The sequence below is a fragment of the Vibrio kanaloae genome (genome assembly GCF_024347535.1).
Lineage (GTDB): Bacteria > Pseudomonadota > Gammaproteobacteria > Enterobacterales > Vibrionaceae > Vibrio > Vibrio kanaloae.
This window is the reverse complement of sequence record NZ_AP025497.1, coordinates 752,171-777,781: the sequence shown is the minus strand read 5'-3', so window position 1 is coordinate 777,781 and position 25,611 is coordinate 752,171. Positions and strand designations below refer to the sequence as shown.

22 protein-coding genes are annotated in these 25,611 nt (G+C 44.0%); 9 read left to right on the top strand and 13 right to left on the bottom strand.

The features are described from left to right. Positions 1 to 102: 102 nt before the first annotated feature. The 7 genes from nqrF to bolA all read right to left on the bottom strand — a co-directional run bounded on the left by nqrF (position 103) and on the right by bolA (position 6,771). The gene (gene nqrF, locus OCV24_RS03700; RefSeq protein WP_046224564.1) at positions 103 to 1,329 is read right to left on the bottom strand and encodes an NADH:ubiquinone reductase (Na(+)-transporting) subunit F; all 1,227 of its coding nucleotides are present in this window, start codon (positions 1,327 to 1,329) and stop codon (positions 103 to 105) included. Positions 1,330 to 1,358: 29 nt separating this feature from the next. Next, a complete protein-coding gene (gene nqrE / locus OCV24_RS03695; protein WP_017056772.1) occupies positions 1,359 to 1,955 on the bottom strand; it encodes an NADH:ubiquinone reductase (Na(+)-transporting) subunit E in 597 nt (198 codons plus the stop codon). A 7-nt stretch (positions 1,956 to 1,962) separates the two neighbouring features. Beyond that, complete coding sequence (locus OCV24_RS03690; RefSeq protein ID WP_017056771.1) at positions 1,963 to 2,595, bottom strand: NADH:ubiquinone reductase (Na(+)-transporting) subunit D; 633 nt, start codon at positions 2,593 to 2,595, stop codon at positions 1,963 to 1,965. After that, a complete protein-coding gene (locus OCV24_RS03685) occupies positions 2,595 to 3,362 on the bottom strand; it encodes a Na(+)-translocating NADH-quinone reductase subunit C (protein ID WP_046224562.1) in 768 nt (255 codons plus the stop codon). Before OCV24_RS03685 ends, OCV24_RS03690 begins: the two co-directional genes overlap by 1 nt. Further along, positions 3,352 to 4,596, bottom strand: a complete 1,245-nt coding sequence (locus tag OCV24_RS03680; RefSeq protein WP_017056769.1) for an NADH:ubiquinone reductase (Na(+)-transporting) subunit B — start codon at positions 4,594 to 4,596, stop codon at positions 3,352 to 3,354. Before OCV24_RS03680 ends, OCV24_RS03685 begins: the two co-directional genes overlap by 11 nt. A 5-nt stretch (positions 4,597 to 4,601) precedes the next feature. Beyond that, positions 4,602 to 5,942: a Na(+)-translocating NADH-quinone reductase subunit A gene (locus OCV24_RS03675; RefSeq protein WP_077680763.1), complete on the bottom strand. Its 1,341-nt coding sequence runs from the start codon at positions 5,940 to 5,942 to the stop codon at positions 4,602 to 4,604. A 517-nt stretch (positions 5,943 to 6,459) separates the two neighbouring features. Beyond that, the gene (gene bolA, locus OCV24_RS03670) at positions 6,460 to 6,771 is read right to left on the bottom strand and encodes a transcriptional regulator BolA (protein WP_017056767.1); all 312 of its coding nucleotides are present in this window, start codon (positions 6,769 to 6,771) and stop codon (positions 6,460 to 6,462) included. A gap of 173 nt (positions 6,772 to 6,944) precedes the next feature. On the opposite strand from bolA, the gene OCV24_RS03665 reads away from it, so the two are divergent. From OCV24_RS03665 to csdA, 7 genes are all read left to right on the top strand, one after another. After that, positions 6,945 to 8,096, top strand: coding sequence for a methyltransferase (locus OCV24_RS03665; protein ID WP_136978966.1), 1,152 nt, complete (start codon positions 6,945 to 6,947; stop codon positions 8,094 to 8,096). A 66-nt stretch (positions 8,097 to 8,162) separates the two neighbouring features. Beyond that, positions 8,163 to 8,732, top strand: a complete 570-nt coding sequence (locus tag OCV24_RS03660; protein ID WP_017056765.1) for a YajG family lipoprotein — start codon at positions 8,163 to 8,165, stop codon at positions 8,730 to 8,732. Beyond that, positions 8,732 to 9,280, top strand: a complete 549-nt coding sequence (locus tag OCV24_RS03655) for a peptidylprolyl isomerase (RefSeq protein WP_150879255.1) — start codon at positions 8,732 to 8,734, stop codon at positions 9,278 to 9,280. The genes OCV24_RS03660 and OCV24_RS03655 overlap by 1 nt, the downstream gene beginning before the upstream one ends. A 54-nt stretch (positions 9,281 to 9,334) precedes the next feature. Beyond that, positions 9,335 to 10,693, top strand: coding sequence for an AmpG family muropeptide MFS transporter (locus OCV24_RS03650; protein ID WP_136978968.1), 1,359 nt, complete (start codon positions 9,335 to 9,337; stop codon positions 10,691 to 10,693). A 627-nt stretch (positions 10,694 to 11,320) separates the two neighbouring features. Continuing rightward, a complete protein-coding gene (locus OCV24_RS03645; protein WP_150879256.1) occupies positions 11,321 to 12,103 on the top strand; it encodes a nucleoside-specific channel-forming Tsx family protein in 783 nt (260 codons plus the stop codon). Positions 12,104 to 12,213: 110 nt separating this feature from the next. After that, positions 12,214 to 13,107: a 2-dehydropantoate 2-reductase gene (panE, locus tag OCV24_RS03640; RefSeq protein WP_150879257.1), complete on the top strand. Its 894-nt coding sequence runs from the start codon at positions 12,214 to 12,216 to the stop codon at positions 13,105 to 13,107. Positions 13,108 to 13,194: 87 nt separating this feature from the next. After that, a complete protein-coding gene (gene csdA, locus OCV24_RS03635; protein WP_150879258.1) occupies positions 13,195 to 14,406 on the top strand; it encodes a cysteine desulfurase CsdA in 1,212 nt (403 codons plus the stop codon). A gap of 82 nt (positions 14,407 to 14,488) precedes the next feature. Here csdA and csdE read toward each other — a convergent pair whose 3' ends face one another. The 4 genes from csdE to OCV24_RS03615 all read right to left on the bottom strand — a co-directional run bounded on the left by csdE (position 14,489) and on the right by OCV24_RS03615 (position 17,549). Further along, on the bottom strand, positions 14,489 to 14,917 hold the full coding sequence (csdE, locus tag OCV24_RS03630) for a cysteine desulfurase sulfur acceptor subunit CsdE (protein WP_150879259.1): 429 nt from the start codon (positions 14,915 to 14,917) through the stop codon (positions 14,489 to 14,491). A gap of 41 nt (positions 14,918 to 14,958) precedes the next feature. Further along, the gene (gene tcdA / locus OCV24_RS03625) at positions 14,959 to 15,768 is read right to left on the bottom strand and encodes a tRNA cyclic N6-threonylcarbamoyladenosine(37) synthase TcdA (RefSeq protein ID WP_150879261.1); all 810 of its coding nucleotides are present in this window, start codon (positions 15,766 to 15,768) and stop codon (positions 14,959 to 14,961) included. A gap of 113 nt (positions 15,769 to 15,881) precedes the next feature. After that, complete coding sequence (gene mltA / locus OCV24_RS03620; protein WP_150879262.1) at positions 15,882 to 16,994, bottom strand: murein transglycosylase A; 1,113 nt, start codon at positions 16,992 to 16,994, stop codon at positions 15,882 to 15,884. A gap of 81 nt (positions 16,995 to 17,075) precedes the next feature. Beyond that, positions 17,076 to 17,549 (bottom strand): DUF2850 domain-containing protein, encoded by a 474-nt coding sequence (locus OCV24_RS03615; RefSeq protein ID WP_150879271.1) that lies wholly within the window; start codon positions 17,547 to 17,549, stop codon positions 17,076 to 17,078. A 161-nt stretch (positions 17,550 to 17,710) separates the two neighbouring features. On the opposite strand from OCV24_RS03615, the gene argA reads away from it, so the two are divergent. Beyond that, complete coding sequence (argA, locus tag OCV24_RS03610) at positions 17,711 to 19,051, top strand: amino-acid N-acetyltransferase (protein ID WP_017056755.1); 1,341 nt, start codon at positions 17,711 to 17,713, stop codon at positions 19,049 to 19,051. Positions 19,052 to 19,332: 281 nt separating this feature from the next. Next, complete coding sequence (locus OCV24_RS03605; RefSeq protein WP_150879263.1) at positions 19,333 to 19,524, top strand: hypothetical protein; 192 nt, start codon at positions 19,333 to 19,335, stop codon at positions 19,522 to 19,524. A 102-nt stretch (positions 19,525 to 19,626) separates the two neighbouring features. On the opposite strand, the gene recD is transcribed toward OCV24_RS03605, so the two are convergent. Then, positions 19,627 to 21,837, bottom strand: a complete 2,211-nt coding sequence (gene recD / locus OCV24_RS03600; protein ID WP_150879264.1) for an exodeoxyribonuclease V subunit alpha — start codon at positions 21,835 to 21,837, stop codon at positions 19,627 to 19,629. Continuing rightward, positions 21,837 to 25,511 carry an exodeoxyribonuclease V subunit beta gene (gene recB / locus OCV24_RS03595; protein ID WP_150879265.1) on the bottom strand — a complete coding sequence of 1,225 codons (3,675 nt, stop codon included), beginning with the start codon at positions 25,509 to 25,511 and terminating at the stop codon, positions 21,837 to 21,839. The genes recD and recB overlap by 1 nt, the downstream gene beginning before the upstream one ends. Positions 25,512 to 25,611 lie beyond the last annotated feature (100 nt).

The following is a 25,611-nucleotide window of genomic DNA, read 5'->3' as shown; positions in this document are numbered from 1 at the left end:
CTTACTCTTTCTTATATAAGCCAGTATGTTGTCAAAAATAGTCTTAGAAAAACAAATGGCTGACTCGTGAGAGTCAGCCATAATATCAATCACTTAAATGGATTAACCACCGAAGTCATCCAGTAGGATGTTTTCATCTTCTACACCAAGATCTTTCAGCATGCCGATAACAGCCGCGTTCATCATTGGTGGACCACACATGTAGTACTCACAGTCTTCAGGAGCTTCGTGATCCTTCAGGTAGTTTTCGTACAATACGTTGTGGATGAAACCAGTGTAACCGTCCCAGTTGTCCTCAGGTTGAGGATCAGACAGTGCACAGTGCCACACGAAGTTTTCATTCGCAGCCGCTAGGCCGTCGAAATCTTCAATGTAGAACATCTCACGCTTAGAACGCGCACCGTACCAGAAAGACATCTTACGAGTAGAGTGAAGACGCTTAAGCTGGTCGAAGATATGTGAACGCATTGGTGCCATACCTGCACCACCACCGATGAAGACCATTTCATTGTCTGTATCTTTAGCAAAGAACTCACCAAATGGACCAGAAATAGTACATTTGTCGCCTTCTTTAAGAGACCAGATATATGAAGACATCACACCAGGAGCTACGTCAGGGTTGTTTGGCGGCGGAGTTGCGATACGAACGTTCAACTTGATGATGCCTTTCTCTTCTGGGTATGAAGCCATAGAGTAAGCGCGGATTGAATGTTCTTTAACGATAGACTCGTAACGGAATAGGTTGAACTTATCCCAGTCACCACGGTATTCCTCTGGAATATCGTAATCTGCGTATTTCACGTGATGTGGTTCAGCTTCAATCTGAATGTAACCACCCGCGCGGAACGGTACTTCTTCACCTTCAGGGATTGCTAGAGCAAGTTCTTTGATGAAAGTAGCTTCGTTGTTATTCGAGATAACAGTACATTCCCACTTTTTAACACCAAAGATATCTTCGTCTAGTTCAATCTCCATGTCGGTTTTCATAGCAACTTGACATGCAAGACGTTCGCCTTCGCGAGCTTCGCCTTTTGTGATGTGATCAAGTTCAGTTGGTAGGATGTCGCCACCGCCAGACTTAACTTTCACACGACACTGGCCACAAGAGCCACCACCGCCACAAGCAGAAGATACGAAAATACCAGCGCCAGCTAAGGCACTAAGTAGCTTGCTACCTGGTTGAGTAACGATCGCCTTTTCAGGATCGTCATTTACTGAAATAGTGATGTCACCTGATGGTACTAACTTAGACTTAGCGAAAAGAATCACTAGTACTAGAGCCAGTACAATAATGGTAAACATCGCTACGCCAAGAATAATACTAAACATTTGTTATTCCTTATTACTGGGTGCTTACCCTACAGTTGAACACCAGAGAAAGACATAAAGCCTAACGCCATCAGACCAACAGTAATGAACGTGATACCAAGGCCACGTAGACCTGGAGGTACGTCAGAGTACTTCATCTTCTCACGGATACCCGCAAGAGCAACGATAGCTAACATCCAACCCACACCAGAACCGAAACCGTAAACAACAGATTCAGCAAAGTTGTAGTCACGAGTTACCATGAAAGATACACCACCAAAGATTGCACAGTTAACTGTGATCAATGGAAGGAAAATACCTAGTGCATTGTACAAAGGTGGGAAGAAACGGTCTAAAACCATCTCTAGTATTTGTACAAGTGCCGCGATAACACCGATGAACGCGATGAAGTTAAGGAAACTTAAATCGATACCTTCAACAAGCGCGTTTTCTTTTAGGATGTGTGTGTAAACAAGGTTGTTTACAGGAACAGCAATGGTAAGTACTACAACTACCGCCACACCAAGACCAAAAGAAGTTTTAACTTTCTTAGATACCGCTAGGAATGTACACATACCTAGGAAGAAAGAAAGCGCCATGTTTTCGATGAAAATCGATTTAACTAGCAGACTAATATAATGTTCCATGATTACCTTACCCCTTCGCTTCTACTTGTTCAGGTTTGAACACACGAATTGTCCAAATCAAGAAACCAATTAGGAAGAACGCAGAAGGTGCTAGAAGCATCAAGCCATTCGGCTGATACCAACCACCGTTACTCACTAGAGGTAGTACTTCCATACCAAATAGTTTGCCAGAGCCTAGAAGCTCACGGAAGAAACCTACAGTGATAAGAACGAAACCGTAACCAAGACCGTTGCCAAGACCATCGATTAAAGATGGGATTGGCGCAGACTTCATTGCGAATGCTTCAGCACGACCCATTACAATACAGTTCGTAATGATTAGGCCTACGAATACAGATAGCTGCTTAGAGATATCGTATAGGTATGCTTTAAGCACTTGGTCAACCACGATTACTAGTGATGCGATAATTGCCATCTGAACGATGATACGTACACTGTTAGGAATGTGGTTACGGATCAAAGAAACGAAGAAGTTAGACAAAGCAGTAACAAACATTACCGCGATAGTCATAACAAATGCTGTTTCTAGTTTAGTGGTTACCGCAAGAGCAGAACACACACCAAGAACCTGTAGCGCGATTGGGTTGTTGTCCAACACAGGCGCTAATACGCTTTTTTTAATTTCTTTTGCACTAGACATTAGTTCAGACCTCCGTCACGAACTTTTGCTAGGAAAGGACCAAAGCCCATTTCACCTAACCAGAAGTCAAATGTATGTTGAACACCAACACTAGTTAGTGTTGCACCAGAAAGTCCATCTACACCGTGCTCTGAACCTTGAGGAGCGCCACCTTTAACTACCTTAATCGCTGGTTTGTGGTTTTCGTCGAATAATTTCTTACCAACGAACTGATCACGCCAAGTTGGGTTCTCAACTTCACCACCAAGTCCAGGAGTTTCACCTTGCTCGTAGTATGTGATGCCAGCCACAGTGTTACCATCTGTTTCTACCGCAACGAATGCGTACATCATTGACCAAAGGCCATTACCGTGAATAGGAATGATAACTTTAGAAGTTTCAGTGCCATCTTTCACTAGGTACACTGTAGCAGTGTTCGCACGGCGAATAATCTTCGCGATGTCATCGTCAGCTGAAAGCTTGATTGATTGAGCTGGATCTTTTGCTGCTTTACGTTGATTGTATTCAGCAGCATCGCCTTCAACAAAGTCACCAGTAGCCAAATCAACTAAACGAGGTTCAATATTATCGGCGTACAGTGCTGGAATATCACCCGCAAGTTCAATGCCTGCAACTTCCAGGATCTTAGTTTGCTTATCCAGAACTGCGTTAGCTTCTTGTTTAGGTTTAAGAACAACTGCAGCTGTTGAAACGATGATTGAGCACACAAGGCTCAATGCGATAACAACAAACAGCGTCTTTTTAATGCTATCGTTATTACTTGCCATAGCGCGCTAGTCTCCGCTTAATGTTCTTCTCGATTACAACGTGGTCAAACAGAGGGGCAAATAGGTTTGCGAATAGAATCGCAAGCATCATGCCTTCTGGGTATGCAGGGTTAACTACACGGATCATTACACAAATTGCGCCGATTAAGATGCCGTACCACCACTTACCTTTGTTGGTAAATGAAGCTGATACTGGGTCTGTCGCCATGAAGAACATACCAAACGCGAAGCCACCTAGAACTAAGTGCCAGTGCCAAGGCATGCTGAACATTGCATTTGTCTCAGAACCAAGCACGTTGAACAGGGTAGAAACAGCGATCATACCGATCATTACACCAGCAATGATACGCCATGAAGCGATACGCATGTAAACGATCATCGCAGCACCAATCATAAGCGCTAGAGTCGATACTTCACCGATAGAACCTGGAATGTTACCAATGAATGCATCCATCCAAGTGATTGCTTCACCAGATGTTACGTTCATTAGTGCGCTACCACCGCCTTGAGCCCATTGGCTAAGCGCAGTTGCACCAGAGAAACCGTCTGCAGCAGTCCAAACTACGTCACCTGAAATCTGTGCAGGGTATGCAAAGAATAGGAACGCACGGCCAGCAAGTGCAGGGTTCAGGAAGTTACGACCCGTACCACCGAAGATCTCTTTAGCTACCACAACACCAAAGGTAATACCTAGTGCAGCTTGCCATAGAGGAAGTGTTGGCGGAACGATAAGCGCGAACAAGATAGAAGTGACAAAGAAACCTTCGTTAACTTCGTGCTTACGCACCATACAGAACAGAACTTCCCAGAAGCCACCAACGATAAATACCGTCGCATAGATAGGCAGGAAGTATGTCGCACCAAGTAGCATCTTACTGCCAACACCTGCGTCGGCTCCTAAGGAGGCGCCAAGCATTTCGGTTAGCCAGTAGTGCCAGTTACCATCGATAACAGAAACTAATTCAGCGCCTGCGTACATATGGTTAAGTGCTGCGATAGCTTGGCCACCCGCGTTGTACATACCCCAGAACATTGCTGGGAATACTGCGAACCAAACCATGATCATGATACGTTTTAAATCAACGCTATCACGAACGTGCGAGCTTTTCTTTGTAATAAGACCTGGTGTGTAGAACACAGTAGCTGCTGCTTCATAAAGCGCAAACCACTTTTCGTGTTTACCACCTGGCTCAAAATGATGCTCGATGTCTTCAAGAAACTTTTTAAGGCCCATGAAAATTACCCTTCCTTCTCAATCGTATCTAGGCATTCACGAAGTAGTTGACCGTACTCGTACTTGCCTGGACATACAAAGGTACACAATGCTACATCTTCTTCGTCTAGCTCTAGCGCACCTAGTGCTTGAGCACTATCAATATCGCCTGCACATAGATCACGAAGTAGCAATGTAGGTTCCATATCTAGAGGCATTACGCGCTCATAGTTACCAATTGGAACCATCGAACGATCACTGCCATTTGTTGTCGTTGTCATATTGAACAACTGACCTGTAAACAGGTGACCAAGGAATGCACGAGTAACAGAGAACTTGTTCTTACCAGGCATAGCCCAGCCGAATAGCTCTTTATCACGACCTTCACGTAGAACAGAAACTTGCTGATGGTAACGACCAAGGAAAGCATGCGGACCTGTTGCTTTGGTACCCGTGAGTACAGAACCAGAAATCACACGAACTTCGCCTGGCATTAACTCACTGTCTGTTAACTCTTCAAGGCTAGCACCAATTAGAGTACGAACTAGACGTGGGTTGTTAACCACTGGGCCAGCCAGAGCAACAACACGCTCAGAATAAATCTCACCAGTAAGGAAAAGCTTACCGAATGCGATAACATCTTGGTAGTTAATGCTCCACGCTACATTTTGTGCATTTACCGGGTAAAGGTAATGCATATGCGTGCCTGCAAGACCTGCAGGATGTGGGCCATCAAAAACATGTTCTTCAACGTTAGACTGAGCAGAACGAGGCAAGCTAGTGCCTTTTTTACAAACGTACACTTTGCCGTTAGTCAATGTTGAAAGAAGATCTAAACCAGCAACGAAAGCATCAGACTGTTCGTTAATGATTAATTCTGGCTCAGCTGCTAACGGATTCGTATCCATAGCAGTTACAAAAATAGCCTGAGTTTCAGAATCAATGGCTGGAACCTTGCTGAACGGACGAGTTCGCAAAGCGGTCCATGCGCCAGACTCAACTAACTGAGTTTTAACCGTTTCACGGTCAAGACCTGCTAGTTGGTTGGCTTCATAGTTATTGAACGTGATTTGCTCATTGCCTGCTATTTCAATCACTACTGATTGAAGAACACGCTTAGCACCACGGTTCACTTCAATAACTTTACCGCTTGCTGGAGAAGTAAATACAACACCTGGGTTCTTTTTATCTGCAAAAAGAACTTGGCCTTTCTTCACTTCATCACCAACGCGAGCATGCATCGTAGGACGCATACCAACGTACTCTTCGCCAAGCAAGGCGACTTTAGTGATGGACTTACCATCATTAATCACCTGGGATGGAGTTCCTGCAATAGGAAGGTCCAAACCCTTATTTATTGTAATCATACGCACTTGCACTACTTTATCGGGAAAAAGATTCTTTTAATTGCGTAAATTCGGGACGTTTTAAATCGCCCTTAGACACGACATTACTGTGTCCGGTTTTGGTAAATTTGAGACACCAAAATCGCAACATTATCTTAATAAACTCATCACATAAATCATGTGAGATTTATCAGGTGCCGTATACTAGCATTTTTTGATAACTTGATGCCATGACCAATAACTTGAATACGGCCTTTATTTGGTGAGATTTGAAGCATATGGACTCTCAAATATGTATAAATTTGACGGGCCGCACAGATAAAATGGCTTTTGAATCATGTTTTAAACAAGAGATTAATACTCTGTCACAAACTCATATTTTACGAACTATGTTGAAACACTGTTAATAAAAACATTACTCATTGTAGGTATTTTTAGCCGTTCGATTTACCATCAATTTGAGTGATATAACAACGAAAAACAGAGATATTTGGCAACAAAAAAGGCGGTATTGCCGCCTCTTTTTTATAGCTAAGTTCTATGACTTACCACCACCCATGCACATTGGGCTATCTGGCACGTTATCTAGCTGCTTCATCCATTCATCTTTTGTATAAGTGTGAATGGACAGGGCGTGAATATTATTCGCTAGCTCTTCTGAAAGTACTTTATTGACCGCTCGATGACGAGCAATAAGACGCAAACCTTCAAACACATCGCTGACAACAATCACTTTAAAATGACTTTCAGAACCAGCCGGAACATTGTGCATATAGCTCTCATTCACCACGTTTAAATGACTTGGTGAAAACTCATTGTGCAATTTTGTTTCGATAACTTCTTGGATCATTGTGATTCCTTAGTAACGTATTGGCATTATATGTTGCTGAGTATAAACCTTAACGGGTCGACTGTCTGAGTATTTCATTGCGAACCACTCCGGTTTAGTGGAGTTTTTTCTATCTTGTTTAGCCTGCATTTGAGACAATATCTTTGTTATTTCTTATATAAGCACCTCAAGCAATGAAAACCGAACTTACCCTTCACGATAGAACTTTGACCTTACATCGTTTCCCTAAACGTTCAAATGAAACCCTTCAAGCTTGGGATGCGGGCGACGAATACCTGCTCAGTCATGTTGAAGAGATGAACCTTGAACCGGGCAAACACATACTGATCATGAACGACAGTTTTGGTGCTCTATCTGCTTGGTTCTCGAAAGATCATGATGTCACCATGATGAGCGACTCATTTATCTCTCATCGCGGTGCGCTAAAAAACTTACAGCGAAATCAATGTAATCGAGTCAACTTTTTAAACACAATGGATGCTATCCCACACGGTATAGACCTTGTGATCATGCAGCTACCAAAAACCAACCGCCACCTTGTATGGCAGTTAAGTCAGTTACGCCAAGCACTGCCTGAAGGCTGCCAAGTGATCGGTGTCAACAAAGTAAAAGAGATCCACACCTCTACACTTAACCTTTTCGAAAAATACCTAGGCGAGACCAAAACCTCATTAGCGAAGAAAAAACACCGCTTGGTTTTCTCTTCTCCAAATTGCCAACCGATTCAAAATGTTGAGCCGTTTGTTGAGTGGGATGTAGACGGTGAAGATATCCGCCTGAAAAATTTACCGAATGTTTACTCAGGGGAAGCACTCGATCAAGGCGCTCGCTATATGCTAGAGCACATACCTCAAGATCCTGAGCTACGTCATATTATCGACCTAGGCTGTGGCAACGGTGTATTGAGTGTAAAAGCAGGACAATTGAATCCCAAAGCTCGTATCACCTGCGTTGATGAGAGTTTTATGGCCGTTGAATCAGCACGACAAAACGTCAAGGATAACCTTGGTGAAGAAGGTAACTTCCAATTCATTGCTAACAACTGTTTAGATGGCTTTAAGAAAAACAGCACATACTTAGTGATGTGTAACCCTCCGTTCCATCAACAACAAGCGATTACTGATCACATTGCATGGCAAATGTTCTGTGATGCGAAGCATGTTCTTAGCAATGGCGGAAAATTAATTGTTATTGGTAACCGACACCTCGGATACGATGTAAAACTCGCAAGATTATTTGGTGAAGCGAACGTTGAAACGCTTGAACTAAACCAAAAATTTGAGATATTACAGGCAACAAGAGAACCTGCGAATTTTAATAAATAAGCAGAAACGACTTCACAAAAATTTAAAATACCGAGCTTCTGGTGTGAATTTAGAAAGGATAAAGGAATGAAAAAACTGATTTTGGCTGCTTCTATTATGGCTTTGACGGCATGTTCAGCCCCTCAGCAAGAACAGATCAACGTAATGCCAGAAGCTTCACTAAGCTCAAGCAACCTTGTACAAGGCAAAACATACACACTCACAAGTAAAGATGTCCGTGCTGCTCAATATGTAGCATTGGTTGATAGCGGCCGTTCAAATATTCAGCCAATTCACGCTAAGCAAAACATGCGTATTTCTCTAGAAAACGCGCTAGCAAAACAGCTGGACTCTCAAGGTTTCCGTGCAAGCGTAAACAGTGAAAACTCGATTGTTTTAGAGATTCAAGAAGCACTCGTTACCGTAGAACACACCATTATGGAAAACCAAATGGACGGTAAAGTGACACTTGAAGTAACCGCTGAGACACCTGAAGGCAAACTGGTTAAGACATTCAATGGTACAGCCGTTCGAACTGGTGCGTTAAGCGCTTCAAACGACGACATCTCAATGGTCCTTAATGATGTGCTCAATTTAGTACTTACTGAGATTGCTAACGACCAAGAGCTACAAACTTACATGAAGGAACGTTTCTAATGAACCGTATCCTTACTTCTATCGTATTAATGCTGGTGAGCGTGAGCGTTTGGGCTGGTCCTAAAGTGAACGTGGAAACAACATTAGGCAACTTCACTATTGAGCTTAATCAAGAGCAAACACCGATTAGTGCCGAGAACTTCCTAAAATACGTTGAAGACGGCAGCTATGAAGGCACTATCTTCCACCGAGTTATTCCTGGCTTTATGGCTCAAGGTGGTGGCTTCGATCAAGACATGAATCAACAAGCGACTTATGGCCCTATCAAAAACGAAGGCAGTAACGGTCTAAAGAATGATACAGCAACGATCGCTATGGCTCGCACTAATGCGCCTGATTCTGCAACTCGTCAGTTCTTCATTAACTTTGCTGACAATGATTTCTTAAACGCGAAAGGCGCTAATCCTGGTTACGCTGTATTTGGTAAAGTGACTGAGGGATTTGATGTCGTACAGAAGATGGCTACCATTCCAACTAAGCGAATGGGCCGTATGTCAGACATCCCAATAGACCCTATCATCATCAACAAAGTAACACTTCTTAAGTAATCTCATACAGCGCCCTTAACCTCTTAAGGGCGTTTTTCTATACAAGGACGCCCCATGTCATCAGGCTCTCCCTCTCTTTCTTGGATGCAGACTTTTCGCAGCTACCTAGATAAACGTCTACTTTGGGTGTTTATGTTAGGCTGTTCAAGTGGCTTCCCATGGGTTCTTATTGGCTCCAACATGTCTGGCTGGCTAAAAGATGCAGGTTTAACAAGAGCTGCTATTGGCTATTTTGGTAGCGTATTTGCCGTCTATGCCATTAACTTTCTATGGGCCCCCCTGGTAGACCGAGTCAAACTACCAATCCTACATGCGATATTAGGCCAACGGCGTAGTTGGATATTTTTGTGTCAAAGCGCTGTATTGATCTGCACGCTCTTCATTGCTGGAGTAAACCCAACCGATGATCTTGTTCTAGCTTCGATGTTAGCTTTAGGCATAGCGATTGCCTCATCGACTCAAGATATTGCGATCGATGCCTTTCGAATTGATACATTTCCAAAGTCAGAGTCATCTAAACTGCCTCAAGCTTCTGCTATGACGGTTATAGGTTGGTGGACAGGCTATTCGCTACCCGGTTATCTTGCCTTCATAAATGCTGATTCAGTTGGCTGGAATGGTGTTTACTACGGTATGGCTGGTATTGTCGCAATTCTAATGTTGTTCACATTACTCGTTGGCGAACCAAAAACGAAACGAGATAGCTTACAAGCAGAAGCCGAACGCCGTCATCGTCAAATAGTAGGTAACCCTATTGTTGTCTGGCTTACCGTGACCGTCGCAGAACCCTTCCTAGACTTCTTCAAACGCAATGGATTTAGAGTCGCTCTAACTTTGTTACTTTTCGTTTTTCTATTTAAGATAGGTGAAGCCTTCTTGGGAAGAATGTCGATCACATTCTATAAAGAAATTGGCTTCTCTAACGAGCAAATCGGTTACTACTCTAAATTAATCGGTTGGGGATTAACCATGTTATTCACCTTAATTGGCAGTATGGTCAATGTCAAATTTGGTATAGTTCGCGGGTTAATGATCGGCGGTATCGCAATGGCAGCCAGTAATCTAATGTTCGCATGGATCGCCCAAGTTGGTCCAAATGAGCATCTGTTCTTAGCCACGCTGATGGTTGATAACTTCACATCTGCCTTCTCAACCGTTGCATTTGTTTCTTTCCTGACAATGGTAACTGGCCAAGCATTCTCTGCAACCCAATACGCTCTGCTTGCATCATTGGGAAATTTAGGTCGGACAACACTGGCATCATTCAGCGGTGAAGTCGTTGATTACCTTAATGACTGGTCGACTTTCTTCATACTGACAGCATTAATGGTGATTCCGAGTTTGATCATGCTCTATTCATTACGCCACTTTTTCACTGATTTATTAGAAAAAGCCAAAAACCATCAAGAATAGTAAAAAAAGGGTAGCGTCAAACTACCCTTTTTACTTTCTGACGGCAGAGACGAAACCGAAAATCTATTGTACCAGTCACGGTTAAGTGGAACTCAGTTCCCATCACATCATCAATTGCAAACTCTCCAAAGTTCTTTCCATGTTTAGAACAAAGAACAATCTCTTTCTATAAATAAACAACAAAGCTCAATTACCCCAATTACCTCTTCATCAAATGATTCTAACTCCAGTACAACGTCGATCAAAAATAGCTCAAAGCAAAGAAAACGAGACGGACGATTTACCTCATTTTGAGGCAAAGAAAGCTTAGAAAAGAATACTGTTGATTTTGATATGCATGTCACTCTATTCAGTAGAATCGTTTGCTTAGAACGGTATTTCAGCAATTCCCCCACAAAATAACCGAATTTCACAAAATCAATAGAATTTATGGTGCATCAAGATGCATTGCTATCTTAAAGTTCCGTCATTTAGATCGTTAGTGTGATCGACTTCACTTTAATAATTGTAGTTTTCACTCTGTCTCACTTTTATTTGAGAACAAAATCGCTATTATGCTCGGCATTCGGACAACGTAAACACTTACAAGTTTGCGGGTTACTTATTTCAAATATAGAGAGTTCCATTATGCGTAAATCACTTTTAACTCTTGGCCTACTTGCAGCAACTTCTGCTCCAGTAATGGCAGCAGATTATTCTGACGGCGACATCCATAAAAACGACTATAAATGGATGCAATTTAACCTTATGGGTGCGATTGACGAGCTTCCAGGCGAATCAACTCATGATTACTTAGAGATGGAATTTGGTGGTCGCTCTGGAATCTTCGACCTTTACGGTTACGTTGATGTATTCAACCTAACGTCTGATCCAGGTAGCGATAAAGATGGTCAAGAAAAAATCTTCATGAAGTTTGCGCCTCGTATGTCTCTTGACGCCCTAACGGGCAAAGATCTGTCTTTCGGTCCTGTTGAAGAACTTTATGTTTCTACGCTTATAGAATGGGGCGGTAACTCTGGCGTTAACACTCAAAAAGTGGGTCTTGGCTCTGACGTAATGGTTCCTTGGTTTGGTAAAGTAGGCGTTAACCTTTACGGCACTTACGACTCAAACGAAAAAGACTGGAACGGCTACCAAATTTCTGCAAACTGGTTCAAACCATTCTACTTCTTCGAGAACGGTTCGTTCATCTCATACCAAGGCTACATCGACTACCAATTTGATATGAAAGACGAATACGCTTCGGCTAGCAATGGTGGTGCAATGTACAACGGTATTTACTGGCACTCAGATCGCTTCGCAGTAGGTTACGGCCTCAAAGGCTACAAAGACATCTACGGCATCAAAGATAGCAATGCACTTAAGTCTTCAGGCTTCGGTCACTACGTTGCAGTTACTTACAAGTTCTAATCGAACTTCTAAGAAATATTTCCTAAATGGCACCCTCGGGTGCCATTTTTGTTGCTTTCATTTAATGCCTCGCTATTCTTGCAGCATCACTTTCTTATCTCGGTATTGCTGTGAACATCACTATTGTTGGGCCTGGGGCTATTGGCTCTTTGTGGGCGCTAAAACTACTTCAAGCGGGTCATAATGTTTCTTTGTGGAGTCGTTCTTCTGAAACCTCTACAGACCTAACACTTGATGAGCAAACTTCACTTTCCTTCAGTAACAACAATATCGACAAGCTATCAACGAGTGATTTGGTTATCTTCACAGTCAAGGCTTGGCAAGTAGAAGAAGCCACCACTCCGTTACTTCAATATCTCGACTCTGACACCATTCTCATGTTCATGCATAACGGAATGGGTGCGGTTGACGAGATAGTCACTCAAATTGATGATCATCCGTTAGTATTGGCGACCACCACCCAAGCAGCCTTTAAACCCGACCGCAACAGTGTATCTCACACTGGACAGGGTCAAACTCAACTAGGGGCTTTTAACCTCAAAGGTCAGCAATGCACTTTTTTGGTTGATGTGTTGGAACACGCCCTACCAACCGTGAACTGGAACCCTAAGATAAAAACGGCACTTTGGACTAAGCTCGCCATCAATTGTGCTATCAACCCACTGACTGGATTAGAACAGATTAAGAATGGGGAGCTCGCCGATCAACGCTTCAGCGAGACACTAAATTCCATCATTCGCGAACTCACGCAAGTAATGCAGGTGGAAGGTATTACTTGTTCATTTGATGAATTAGAAGCAAGCGTCAACAAGGTTATTCACGCCACAGCACAGAACAACTCTTCAATGAAGCAAGATATGTTTTATAAACGAAAGACTGAGATCGACTTCATTACCGGGCACCTTATAAAGACCGCACTCAAGCATCAAATAGAAGTTCCCACTAACCAAAAACTGCTCGCAATGGTTAAAGAACGAGAAAATAGCTGGAATCATCAAGATTAGTCAGCAACGCTTTACAAGTCGCGATAAAATAACGATACCGCTCAGCGTAACGCTGGCACCAATTTCCAAGATTTTAGGTAAGAATAGATGCTTGATATCAATCACATCCGAGAGCAGTTTCCTGCGCTATCACAAACCGTCAACCAACAACCGTTGATTTACTTAGACAGCGCGGCAACGACGCAAAAACCTCAGGTGGTTATTGATGCCATTAGCCAATATTACTCTAAGCAAAATGCCAATGTTCACCGTGGTAGCCACAGCTTAACCGCGCAAGCAACCAGTCAATTTGAAGCAGCAAGAGACAAGGTCGCTCAGTTTATTGGCGCTACGTCTTCAAAGGAAATTATCTGGACTCGCGGTGCCACCGAAGCACTTAACCTCATTGCTCAAACGTACGCAAGAAGCACTCTTCAACCTGGCGATGAGATCTTAGTGAGTGAAATGGAGCATCACGCCAACATAGTCCCTTGGCAAATTGTGGCAGAACAAACCGGCGCTAAAGTCATAAAAGTACCAGTGACATCGGATTGCGAATTTGACCTAACTGCGTTTGATATGCTCTTAAATGAACGAACCAAGATTGTTGCTCTGGCTCAGATAACTAATGTGACTGGTTCTCGTCAGCCCATTGAACAAGTGATAGAGAAAGCACACAAGATGAATGCTATTGTTGTGGTCGATGGCGCGCAAGGTATTGTTCATGAATCTGTTGATGTAGCGGCTTTAGGCGCAGATTTCTACGTATTCTCTGGGCATAAGCTCTATGCACCTGCAGGTATTGGTGTGCTTTACGGAAAACTGGAATTGCTCGAAGCGATGCCACCTTGGCATGGCGGTGGCAAAATGGTTGATCGTGTCTCTTTCTCTGGCACTACTTTTTCTGAACTGCCTGGCAAGTTCGAAGCAGGCACACCCAATGTCGCTGGCGCTATTGCTTTAAGCACCGCAATAGAATGGTTGAGTGGTTTTGCACAGCAAGATGTCGAAAATCATATCCACCAGCTGCAACACGAGACCTATCTTGCTCTCAGTGAACTGGATGACATTCAGATTTTAGGGTATCAACCCAACTCTAGTGTGATTACGTTTGTAATGGATGGTGTTCACCATCAAGATATTGCAACGCTATTGGATCAACAAGGTATCGCAGTTCGCGCTGGTCACCACTGTGCTCACCCATTAATGGATGCGCTTAATGTGAAAGGGACAGTGCGAATTTCGTTTGGCATTTACAACAACATAGATGATGTTGAAAGGCTCATAGCGGCGATAGAAAAAGCCGTTGATATGCTGTAGATGGTAAACATAACGAATAGCGAAGTTATTTAGGGTTGGCGTTTAGCGTTAACCCTTTTTGTATCGGTGTTTTTAAGAAATGTTAAGCACTTAGCTCTTGGATTTGAGCAACAATCGCTTTTAATCCATTACCGCGAGATGGGCTGAGGTGGGTGATTAGACCGATCTGTTCAAAGTAACCATCAATATCGAACACTTGAATTTGTTGTGACGTTTTACCATCAAAAGCAGCCATTACTAATGTAATCAGACCGCGAACGATACGCGCATCTGAATCGGCGCAAAAATACCAAACACCGTCGATATTCTGAGAAACTAACCACACTTGGCTTTCACAACCAGACACCAATATCTGCTCACTTTTCAGTTCATCAGGCATGTTAGGCAATTTCTTACCCCATTGAATCACTTGGCGATAACGGTCTTCCCAGCCGTTGAATGTTTGCATTTTCGCGACAATATCATCACTGGTAATTTCAGTACCGAATGGAGAGCTTGGGAATGACATCATTTTAATATCCAGTAAATTATTATGAAACGAACAATAACGAGTTACTTAGTATGCTTTTGAATGATCTTTTCTACGATACGTGAAACCGCCACAAAACCAAACGTCGCCGTTACAACCGTTGCTGCACCAAACCCCGTCGCACAATCCATGCGCTTTGGACCTTCTGCGGTTGCTTTCGCAGCACATACACTGCCGTCGGCTTGAGGGTATTTAAGTTGCTCAGTAGAGAACACACAATCAATGCCAAACTTACGTGCTGGGTTCTTAGGGAAATTATGACGACGACGCAACGTGTCTTTCAATTTCTTTGCTAGCGGATCTTGAATCGTCTTAGTCAGATCAGCCACTTTGATTTGAGTCGGGTCGACTTGGCCACCCGCACCACCGGTGGTGATCACCTTAATTTTGTTGCTACGGCAATATGCCAACAGCGAAGCCTTAGCTTTCATGCTATCAATCGCATCGAGAACAAAGTCGAACTCTTTCGATAGGTATTCAGCCTGATTGTCTGGGCCGATAAAGTCATCAATCAGGTTAACTTTGCAATCAGGGTTAATCAGCTTAACGCGCTCTGCCATCACTTCGATTTTGCTTTTACCAACGGTACCCGACATTGCGTGGATCTGACGGTTGATGTTGGTCACACACACATCATCCATATCGATCAAAGTCAGCTCACCTAAACCAGTACGAGCAAGCGCTTCAACAGCCCATGAACCTACACCGCCAATACCGATCACACACACGTGTGCAGCTCTAAGTATGTCGACTTCACTATTGCCATATAGGCGACGAGTGCCACCAAATCGTTGGTCATAGTTTTCTGAAGCAGGAGTGGTCAATTCACGCATTGTTGCCGCCAATTTATTTCTGAGAAAAAGAAAAGAGTGCGTTTTATACGCACTCTTGAATAAAAAGTCTAGGGGATTAGCGAATCACTTTAACAACCCTATTCTATTAGGCTTTACTCGATCTTTTCAGGAGGCAAAGCCCAAGGCGCTTCGGTTGCGCTACCATCTAAACCCAACTTCCATACACGACCAAAATGTTTGTAATGCCCCGCTTCAGTACCCGCTCTTGGCCCCATACCGTGGTAGAGGTCTAAGTGGTTCTGCTTAACCGCTCCTCCCGTATCCAAAACCAGTAACAACCTTAATTGGTGTGCACCACTCCAAGTACCATCTGCATTTAATAACGGAACCTCAGCCAGAATTGGTGTGCCCATAGGCAAGAGTGAACGATCGCCCGCTACCGCAGCCATTGGTAACAGTGGAATACCTGCGCTTCCCATTACCGACAAATCATCTCTTGCACTAAAGAACACAAAGGACGGATTTTGCTCAAGCAGCTCTTTGACTACTTCAGGGTCGTTTGCCAATACCCACTCTTTGATTGCCTTTAATGACATTTTTTCGCGCGGAACTAAGCCTCGTTCAATAAGAACACGGCCAATGCTCACATAAGCTTTATTGTTCTTACCCGCGTATGCGAAATACTGCAGCGTGTCATCATCACCGAAGTGCACAAAGCCACTGCCCTGCACTTCCATCATAAATGGGTCGATACGGTTTGCTGAATAACCTAACTCAAGGCCTTGACCTTCTAATGCACCGTTGTAGATATCTGCACGAGTTGGACACTCTTTATCACACTTAGGAAGGCCATAAACAGGAAAAAGATATTCTTCAGTCGCTTCATGACGAAGCTCCATCACTGGAGAAAAATACCCCGTGAATAAGACATTACCTTGCTTATCTCCACCACCGAGTTGAGCGGTTTGAACGCCGAAATTAGCTAACTCGCTAGGATCACCACTCAGCATTGCCCACTCATTGAGCTGTTGATAAAGCGGCTCGTAGATTTTCGCCATCGAAGGAGATTTGGAGACCACCATTTCAGCTTGTTCAGCAAATGCGGTGTAGTCTCTTGGCTTGTTGGATTGAACCTGATCGATCTTATTTAAAGTACGGGGAAATTCATCATCAAGGTGTTGTTGAGCACGATCGGTTGGTTGAGCACAGCCAAATAGTAGAGAGGCGGCAACAAGGGGAAGCCATTTTTTAATCACAAGAGTCATCCTAAAAATTCTATGCATCGAGGATGACAAAAACAGCCAGATAACACAATCTTAGATTGTAAGAGTTTACAATAAGATAACCTATCGGACTGAGTGATCGATATGGCCTTTAAGGCGAAATACAGGATTATAGTGACTATCCGAATCAAGCGTCATTTCGGTGTTGTCAGAATTAGTCATGCGGAAACGATACGTTTGATCGCCCGCCTTATATTCGAAGTAGTTACCATCAAACTCAAAGTTAGTGGCAACAATAGAACCCGCCATTGATACACCATTAGCATTTAACACAAACTCATCCGTCGCATAATGCGCAACATCTTGTTCTACCCAAGTACCATAAAGCAAGTGATTTGGCGCTACTGAATCTTGCAATCGAGTGATCACATCACCAAAAAGTGACACCACTGCGAACGACCCCACCAGAGCCAAAATCATGAGACAACGCTCGATGATCTTACGCTTTAACTTAGATTGGTTTCGCTGTTCTTCCTCACTATAGAGGCCTGTGGTTATCTCATCGATCTTGTTCTTTGTTGCTGGAGCTTGTTGCATTCGGTAACTACTCATAAAGATGCTATGCATATTCTACACTGAGACCGTTTATATAATGAAGTCTAGATAATAATAGTTTGCGCTTTATTCCAAAAAGGTGTTGTTTAAATTTGAATTTAAATGCTAAATTATCGAATAAATAAACAAAATGGACTTGTTCTGTGAAATTAAGAAGTACAGCGCTAGTAAAAGGTTTCAGACAATCAACCCCTTACGTAAATGCTCACCGTGGCAAGACTATGGTAATTATGCTGGGAGGCGAAGCCGTTGCCGCTAAAAACTTTGGCAATATTATTAATGACATAGCTTTACTCCACAGCCTTGGAGTCAAGATTGTTCTTGTTCATGGGGCAAGACCTCAGATCAACCAACTGCTGGTAAAACAAGATTGCCATACGCCTTATCACAAGAATATTAGGGTCACTGACGAGTATTCTCTAGGGGTCGCAATGCAGGCTGCAGGCCAACTACAGCTAGCTATTACCGCTCGTCTTTCTATGAGCTTGAACAACACCCCAATGGCGGGCACTCAACTGAATGTGATGAGCGGCAACTTTATCACCGCTCAACCGCTAGGCGTGGATGATGGCACAGACTACTGTCATAGTGGGCGTATTCGTCGAATCGATATTGAAGGGATTAATCGCACACTCGACCAAGGTTCCATCGTATTACTTGGCCCGATTGCCAGCTCTGTAACAGGAGAAAGCTTTAATCTGCTTTCAGAAGAGGTCGCGACCCAAGTTGCAATTCGTCTAAAGGCAGACAAGCTGATTGGTTTTTGTTCCGAACAAGGTGTAACCGACGAAAACGGTAATGTCCTCGCCGAACTTTTCCCTAAAGACGCTAAACAAATTCTAGAACGCTTAACGGAATCTCAGAATCCTACAGAAGACATGAGTACCGGAACGCTGCGCTTTTTAAAGGGAGCTATCTCCGCTTGCCACGCAGGAGTGCCTCGCTGTCACTTAATCAGCTACAAAGTGGATGGCGCATTGATCCAAGAGCTGTTCTCTTTCGACGGTATTGGAACCCAAGTAGTAATGGCGAGTGCCGAACAAGTAAGACAAGCTCAGATTGATGATATCGGTGGTATCTTTGACCTCATTCGCCCGCTTGAAGAACAAGGCATCCTCGTTCGTCGTTCAAGAGAGCAGTTAGAGCAAGAAGTCCATCGCTTTACTATTATCGAGAAAGACGGGCTGATTATTGGCTGTGCTGCACTGTATGCTTACCCAGAAGATCACATGGCAGAGATGGCCTGTGTTGCTATCCACCCTGACTATCGAGATGGAAACCGTGGCCAATTACTACTGGATTACATGCGTCATCAATCGAAGTCGCGCGATATCGACCAGATCTTTGTTCTTACCACACACAGCCTACATTGGTTCCGTGAACAAGGGTTTTACGAAATAGGTGTCGACGAGCTGCCGATGAAGAAACAAAGTTTATACAACTATCAACGGAATTCAAAAATTCTAGCATTAGACGTTCAGTGAAATTTTCAGACACCAATCACACTTTCTCATTAAAATAATTGCAAATGTAATCGTTTGCTGTGCAATTTTTAACAAATATGCACTTTCACTCACACGAATAATTGTATAGTATTTAGCCGCTTTAATGACATTAACAAATAATTTTAATTGGAATTACCATCTTGATAATCGTATCGAGTTAATTAAGGTGGTCACTGCACGGATTGCTATACCCGTTGACGGTCAGCACGCTAGGAATAGCTCTGCTCGTTGATATAAACAGCAAAAAGAGCAACATTGATATGAGAACCATTATTTGTAACTCGCTGCAAAGTTTTTGGGATATGGCCGACAACCAATTCTTAGAAGGGCTAGACGTACACTGCGTGTTCCCTGTGAGCGAGAACCTTAAAGAGTTTATTTTGAATTGCCAAGCAAAGTACAAGATAAACCATATATCGTTTACTCGAGCGTTTTTAGGCTCTGATTCCTAATAACGCTCAAAGCAACCAAGGAGGGTTGCTTTATGTATACGCTATCCCCTGCAATTTGGTCACTTGACTCCCCTAAACACTTTCGCCAAGTATCTATCTTCGTTAGCTGGTTAAGCGACTGCCTAAACCACTCACTCGCTCTGTTTTCACCTTAATCCCACGCTTCAACACGTTGGTATCACTGAACATCATCAGTCGTTTCTTCGCACGTGTAATACCGGTATAGATAAGCTCCCGCGTTAAAATAGGGCTGAAATCTGGCGGCAAGATCATTAAGGTCAGATCAAATTCACTACCCTGCGATTTGTGTATCGTCATCGCATAAGCCGTTTCATGATCGGGCACTCGGCTTGGCAACACCGCTTTCACGCTGCCATCGGGCAATTCAAAATAGACCTTCAATCTAGGTGCTGTATCAGAATGACTCGAATCAGATTCAAGCATACATATACCAATATCACCATTGTATAAACCCAAACCATGATCGTTACGCGTTACCATTACAGGGCGTCCGTGATACCACAGCTCATCATTATGAGGGCTCACCAAACGTCTTGCGGCAAGTGCCCTTTCAATTCTATGGTTGAGACCTTTAACACCAAAGTCCCCTTCACGAATGGAACACAGCAATCGACACTGACTAAACAAATCGAGCACCGATTTTGCGCGTGCTTCTTGGGTCTCTAGCTCTTCCAACGGTACATTCATTCTATTGAGATATGTACCATATTCATTAACCAAAGTTCGCAGCATCAAGTTATAGCTGTCACTCGACAGAGGATGGTTTTCGATATCGCCAAACCCTTTGGCAAAAACTTGGTCTACTTGATTCGCAGAGCCATTATTGATTGCTTTTGCCAACTGTCCGATACCTGAACGCGCATCGAAACGATAACTCTTCTGCAGCATACACAAGCTGTCTGCAATCGCAGGAGCGTTAACCAAACCTGCTTTGTCTTGTCTTGATTTAGCTATCGCATCAAAGCCTGTCATCTCTGCAATCAAATTGCCTTGCGCTGTGCTGTACCCTGCAGAGTTGAATGAACAGATATCACCGAGCACAGCACCTGCCTCTACCGAAGCGAGTTGATCTTTATCCCCAAGCAGAATCAGCCTTGCGTGTTCAGGAAGTGCATCGACCAGCTTATACATCATCGACAGATCGACCATCGAAGCTTCATCCACCACTAAGATATCAAGGTGAAGCGGATTGCGTCGGTTGTGCCTAAACTCAGCACGATTAGGAATCGCGCCGAGCAACCTGTGTAAAGTGCTCGATTCCGTCGGTATGTTGGCTTTTACTTCAGGCGCTAAAGGCAGTTGTTCAATCGCTTTACCAATCGACTCAGTTAAACGTGCCGCCGCTTTACCTGTTGGAGCCACCAGCTTGATCGTCGGTGTTTTACCTTGGCTGATTGATTGTTCAACCATAGCCGAAAGTAACTTAGTTACCGTGGTCGTTTTACCGGTGCCCGGTCCGCCAGAAATAACCGCAAAACGTCGACTTAACGCCACCGCTGCCGCCACTTTTTGCCAATTCAAACAAACAGATAACGGCACTAGACTATCCAGCACATCTAAATCGGTCACTTGTTTAGCTTGAACAATCGCTTGGTCTATCGCGCCCCAATCTAGAACTTGCTCATTCACAATATCTAGATGGTCACACACCAGTTGTTGGCGTAATACCTGAGACGTTTGTTGGTTTGCTTCAGCCTTAGCTAAGGCATTAAACAGAAAATGGTAACTGCGTGCGAAGAGCTGATTGAGTGTTTCCGTCAGCGCCTTTTTCTGTTCAATATTGAACTCTACCGGCTTACTTAAACGGTTCAACGTGTCTGCCAGCACAACTTCGTAGTTCCAATAACGCTGTAAGTAGACACGCTGTCCATCAAACATCAGCGGCTTAACACAGTCATTGGTTGTTCCTACTAAATTGGACGATTGAAGTACCGCCACCCAATCAATACCTAACAGTTTCTGGTTCAGTTGCAGTGCCGTTTCACCGTATAGCCCAAGTAACTGAGCAAGATCGGCCGTTTGTTCAGGGCCTATCGTATGTTGCTGTATAAGCTGAGTACAAATATGCCCCTTGCCTAATTCATGGCTCACCACCCCAGCAAGAAAACCAATCTGTTGAGAATGACTCATGGTTTGCTGAGAAATAAAACGGGCAAACTGATAATCCAACTGACGAATAGAACCCTTATCCGCAAGGAACTTGAGTACACCCATAAGTTGCTCAGGAATAAGTGAAACTGGCTTTGCTGAGTTCGCAGTTTCTATGCTGGTATTAGTGGTCGTTGTTGTCATTATAAAAGTCCCATCTGTCCAGTTTCATTGCCATTCAATTGTGCTGAACGTCTGTCTATCACTTTACCGTCAATCAATTGATCCATTTCATCGAGCAAAGCCAGTGTTGGTTTCGCCGAGAAAATACCTTGTTGAGATTGGCCGTCCATTCCTCTTAAAAACAAGTAATAAACGCCACCGAAATGTTGTTCATAACTGTAATCCGCAACACGGCTGCGTAAGAAGCGATGCAATGCCAACGCATAGATTTGATATTGAAGATCGTAACGGTGGTCGGCCATCGCCGATTTCAATGCTTCACCATGGTAGACGGCAACGTCATCACCTAGATGGTTCGATTTCCAGTCAAGTACATAATATTTACCTTGATGCTCAAACACCAAATCGATGAAGCCTTTCAGCATGCCTTGCACGGTTTGGAAACCTAGGTCGCCCGCTTTTGCCGATAGCGGATCATGATACTGAATGGTTTGATTGAGCTCAGATGCAGCCAACACTTCGATCGGCAATAAGAACTCCATCTCAACTAAACGTTGCGTCGAATCTTTCTCGCTTAGCTTTAAGTTTTTACCGTCCAATGCTGTATTAAGAACGGTATCGACCAGTAGTTGAAGCACAGGTAACCACTCTAGTTCGTATTGCTCCGACTCTAATAAGTAAGTGATTACTTGCGTGTTATATTCGCTGGTTACTGGCTCGGTAAATTCAACATCCTCAAACAAGGTGTGTAAGAAGGTACCCGGACGAGCGCCGCGAGGGAACGTGAATATAGAACGTTCAGGCTCAATCAATTCCGATTCATCTTGTTCATCAGCCGAGTCAATATCAAAGCCAGAGACCTCTATGGTCGCGTCATGGCTCGCGCCGTGACTGCCTTGTTTTACAAGCCCCGAATAACTGGTGATTCGCCAGGCTCGATCAATTGAAGCCTTGAGTTCATTAGCATGTAAGTCTTCACTCACTTGCTCAGTTTGCACAAAAACTTGCTCATGAGCAGTCGGTGTTTCAGACAGTAATACGCTTGAATTCTTACCCTCAATCGCTGACAAAGCTTGATTCAGCTCAGCAATGCCTTGCTCTTGTCCGTTTTGAACCAAGTAGCCCATCGCACTCAAATGCACGCCTGTCGGTTCTTTGGTTGAACGCCCTTTACGTAGTGGCGCCATACCAATAAAACAGCCATATACCGCACGAGTCAGAGCTACATAAATCAAACGTAGGTCTTCCGCCAATCGCTCTTTATCGGCTTGGGCTAAGGCACTGTCACTACCTGTAATATCCAGTACTGTGGTGTCTGAATCATGGTCGTAGAATTTGCCTTCGCTAGCTTCTCGATAGCTCGCAACAAATGGTAGGAATACTAAGTCATATTCCAAACCTTTCGACTTATGAATGGTAACGATTTGAACCAAGTTTCTTTCTGATTCAAGGCGTTGAATATCATCTTCACTGCCGCCTAGACCATTTTGAGCATCTGAGATCGCTTCTGCTAGCCAACGTAGCAAGCCATAGTCACTGTCGAGCTCTTGTCTTGCTTGTTGCAACAATTCGCCAATATGCATCAAATCGGTTAGTGAGCGCTCACCATTTTCTTCTTCCAGTAAGCGTTCCGCGAGATGTCGTTTACTGATCACACTACGAAGCATTGGTAACACGCCGCGCTGTAGCCATAACTTACGATATTCTCGAAATTCGTTAACGACGTTTTCCCAAACTACTTCATCGTTGTTGAGTTCGTCCAATGATGCGGCATCCAGAGCAAACAACTCAGAGGCTAAACTGGCGCGTAATGCACGGTCATTTTCAGGTGTCAGCACCGCCTGTAATAAACGCTGAATATCTTGTGCGACCAAGCTGGTGAAAACGCTATCTCGGTTAGACAAATACACGCTTGCAATGCCTTGTTCAGACAACGCGTTCTTGATCAGACGACCTTCACTACCGGTTCGAACCAAGACTGCAATATCACCCGCATTCACAGCATGTTGTTTTTTGCCGTTATCAAAATAGGCTTGTTGATTTTGAGAAGCGGTCAGAATGGTTTGAATTTGACTCGCCGTCGCCTCAGCCATGGCTTTGTGATATTCGCCTTTCGGTAATGGCTTATCTTCCGCTTCTTGTAGCCAAAAGGTCAATGCATGCTGAGTTTCACCATTCATCACCCACTGGCGTTTGTCAGCCGATGGGCTAGCAGCAACGGGTAAGAATGGAATGTCTTGGTCGTAGATAAACGGGCTATCCGAATTCATAAACACTTGGTTTACCGCGCTGACCATATCAGCACTCGAACGCCAGTTAGTGCCTAACGTATAGTGAGCACTAACTTGGTTTCTTGCCTTAATGTAGGTAAAGATATCTGCGCCACGGAAGCCGTAAATAGCCTGCTTCGGATCACCGATCATAAACAGACCGCATTGCGGGTTATCTAAATAGATTCGGCTAAAAATACTGTATTGCAGCGGATCGGTATCTTGGAATTCATCGATCATCGCCACTGGGTATAAGGTTCGAATTCTCTCCACTAGCAATGATTGCTCATCCACATCAATGGACGCGGATAACTGAGTCAACAAATCATCAAACGATAACCACTGCTTTTGCTGTTTAGCTTTGGCTAACATGGTTCGGCAATGGGTAATGGCATGCGCCAGCAATGGAGCTTTTAGATCTGCTGGAGAATTTAAGAAGTCCTCAATCGCTTCGAAAACGGCGTGCTGAGGTGCAGTGCCTTTCGGTGTTTTTTCAATTAACGTGGCTTGTGAGAACTTCTCTAGTTTATCTGGAAACTGGTAATCATGAGTGTCGCTCTGCGCCCATGCCGTGACGGCTTCTAACCAAGTCGGTAAAGATTTCTTAGTGTAGCTACGCTTGTTCACATCTGAACCTGAAATCAAAACCAAAAAGTCCGCTTCGGATTCGCACCACAACGCCTTAAGTTGCTTCACTTTATCTAGGTTTTGATTGTGCAGAGTTTGCAGGTCGCCCGACATTGCTTCGACGGTTAGCTTTAGTGGAGAACCCGTCAGATAACGATTTACGTCAGCCAATAGAGAAGCGGGAGAACCCCAAATATTGCGTACTTCGCCCGCGAGTTGAATGGGTAGCGGGTAAAACTGCTTACGCCAATAGTCGGCAACTACTTGCGCTTTCAAGTGGCTTTCATCGGTCACAAATTCATTATCAAAACGGCTTCCAGATTCAAAGGCATTTTGGGTCAACATGCGCTGACAGAAACCGTGAATGGTGTAGACCGCCGCCTCATCCATTTGCCTTTCAGCATTGAGCAGAGTTTTCGCCGCGCCAGCATGATCATCGATGGCTTGTAACAAAGGCGCAATCACTGGGTCGTCACTTTGCCCACGTGCAAACGCAATCCGTGCATCATGGATTCGCGCACGAATACGATCCCGCAGCTCGGCCGTAGCCGCTTCAGTAAAGGTCACCACCAGAATTTGGTCTACAGTTAGTGGCTCATGGTGTCGTGTAGCTTCCGTCAGATCACCTTGCGGCGCAGCAGTGCCGTGCCCGAGCAGTAGGCGCAAGTACAAGCCAGCAATGGTGAATGTTTTACCAGTACCCGCTGATGCTTCAATTAAACGCGCGCCATGAAGTGGAAACGTCATGGTATCGAGTGTCTGTGGAGCGATTACCTGAACACTGCTTATGGTCGTCATGCCTTACTGCCTTTTGATAGATGAGTCTGTTAAAAATGTGACTATTGCTATAAATGTGACCTAGCGTGGAAAACGTCATTCAATTTACGTCCTACGCTGA

Coding starts and splice junctions, on each gene's coding strand:
- nqrF (WP_046224564.1), bottom strand. CDS start 1,329: ATGTTTAGTATTATTCTTGGCGTAGCGATGTTTACCATTATTGTACTG.
- nqrE (WP_017056772.1), bottom strand. CDS start 1,955: ATGGAACATTATATTAGTCTGCTAGTTAAATCGATTTTCATCGAAAAC.
- OCV24_RS03690 (WP_017056771.1), bottom strand. CDS start 2,595: ATGTCTAGTGCAAAAGAAATTAAAAAAAGCGTATTAGCGCCTGTGTTG.
- OCV24_RS03685 (WP_046224562.1), bottom strand. CDS start 3,362: ATGGCAAGTAATAACGATAGCATTAAAAAGACGCTGTTTGTTGTTATC.
- OCV24_RS03680 (WP_017056769.1), bottom strand. CDS start 4,596: ATGGGCCTTAAAAAGTTTCTTGAAGACATCGAGCATCATTTTGAGCCA.
- OCV24_RS03675 (WP_077680763.1), bottom strand. CDS start 5,942: ATGATTACAATAAATAAGGGTTTGGACCTTCCTATTGCAGGAACTCCA.
- bolA (WP_017056767.1), bottom strand. CDS start 6,771: ATGATCCAAGAAGTTATCGAAACAAAATTGCACAATGAGTTTTCACCA.
- OCV24_RS03665 (WP_136978966.1), top strand. CDS start 6,945: ATGAAAACCGAACTTACCCTTCACGATAGAACTTTGACCTTACATCGT.
- OCV24_RS03660 (WP_017056765.1), top strand. CDS start 8,163: ATGAAAAAACTGATTTTGGCTGCTTCTATTATGGCTTTGACGGCATGT.
- OCV24_RS03655 (WP_150879255.1), top strand. CDS start 8,732: ATGAACCGTATCCTTACTTCTATCGTATTAATGCTGGTGAGCGTGAGC.
- OCV24_RS03650 (WP_136978968.1), top strand. CDS start 9,335: ATGTCATCAGGCTCTCCCTCTCTTTCTTGGATGCAGACTTTTCGCAGC.
- OCV24_RS03645 (WP_150879256.1), top strand. CDS start 11,321: ATGCGTAAATCACTTTTAACTCTTGGCCTACTTGCAGCAACTTCTGCT.
- csdA (WP_150879258.1), top strand. CDS start 13,195: ATGCTTGATATCAATCACATCCGAGAGCAGTTTCCTGCGCTATCACAA.
- csdE (WP_150879259.1), bottom strand. CDS start 14,917: ATGATGTCATTCCCAAGCTCTCCATTCGGTACTGAAATTACCAGTGAT.
- tcdA (WP_150879261.1), bottom strand. CDS start 15,768: ATGCGTGAATTGACCACTCCTGCTTCAGAAAACTATGACCAACGATTT.
- mltA (WP_150879262.1), bottom strand. CDS start 16,994: ATGACTCTTGTGATTAAAAAATGGCTTCCCCTTGTTGCCGCCTCTCTA.
- OCV24_RS03615 (WP_150879271.1), bottom strand. CDS start 17,549: ATGCAACAAGCTCCAGCAACAAAGAACAAGATCGATGAGATAACCACA.
- OCV24_RS03605 (WP_150879263.1), top strand. CDS start 19,333: ATGAGAACCATTATTTGTAACTCGCTGCAAAGTTTTTGGGATATGGCC.
- recD (WP_150879264.1), bottom strand. CDS start 21,837: ATGACAACAACGACCACTAATACCAGCATAGAAACTGCGAACTCAGCA.
- recB (WP_150879265.1), bottom strand. CDS start 25,511: ATGACGACCATAAGCAGTGTTCAGGTAATCGCTCCACAGACACTCGAT.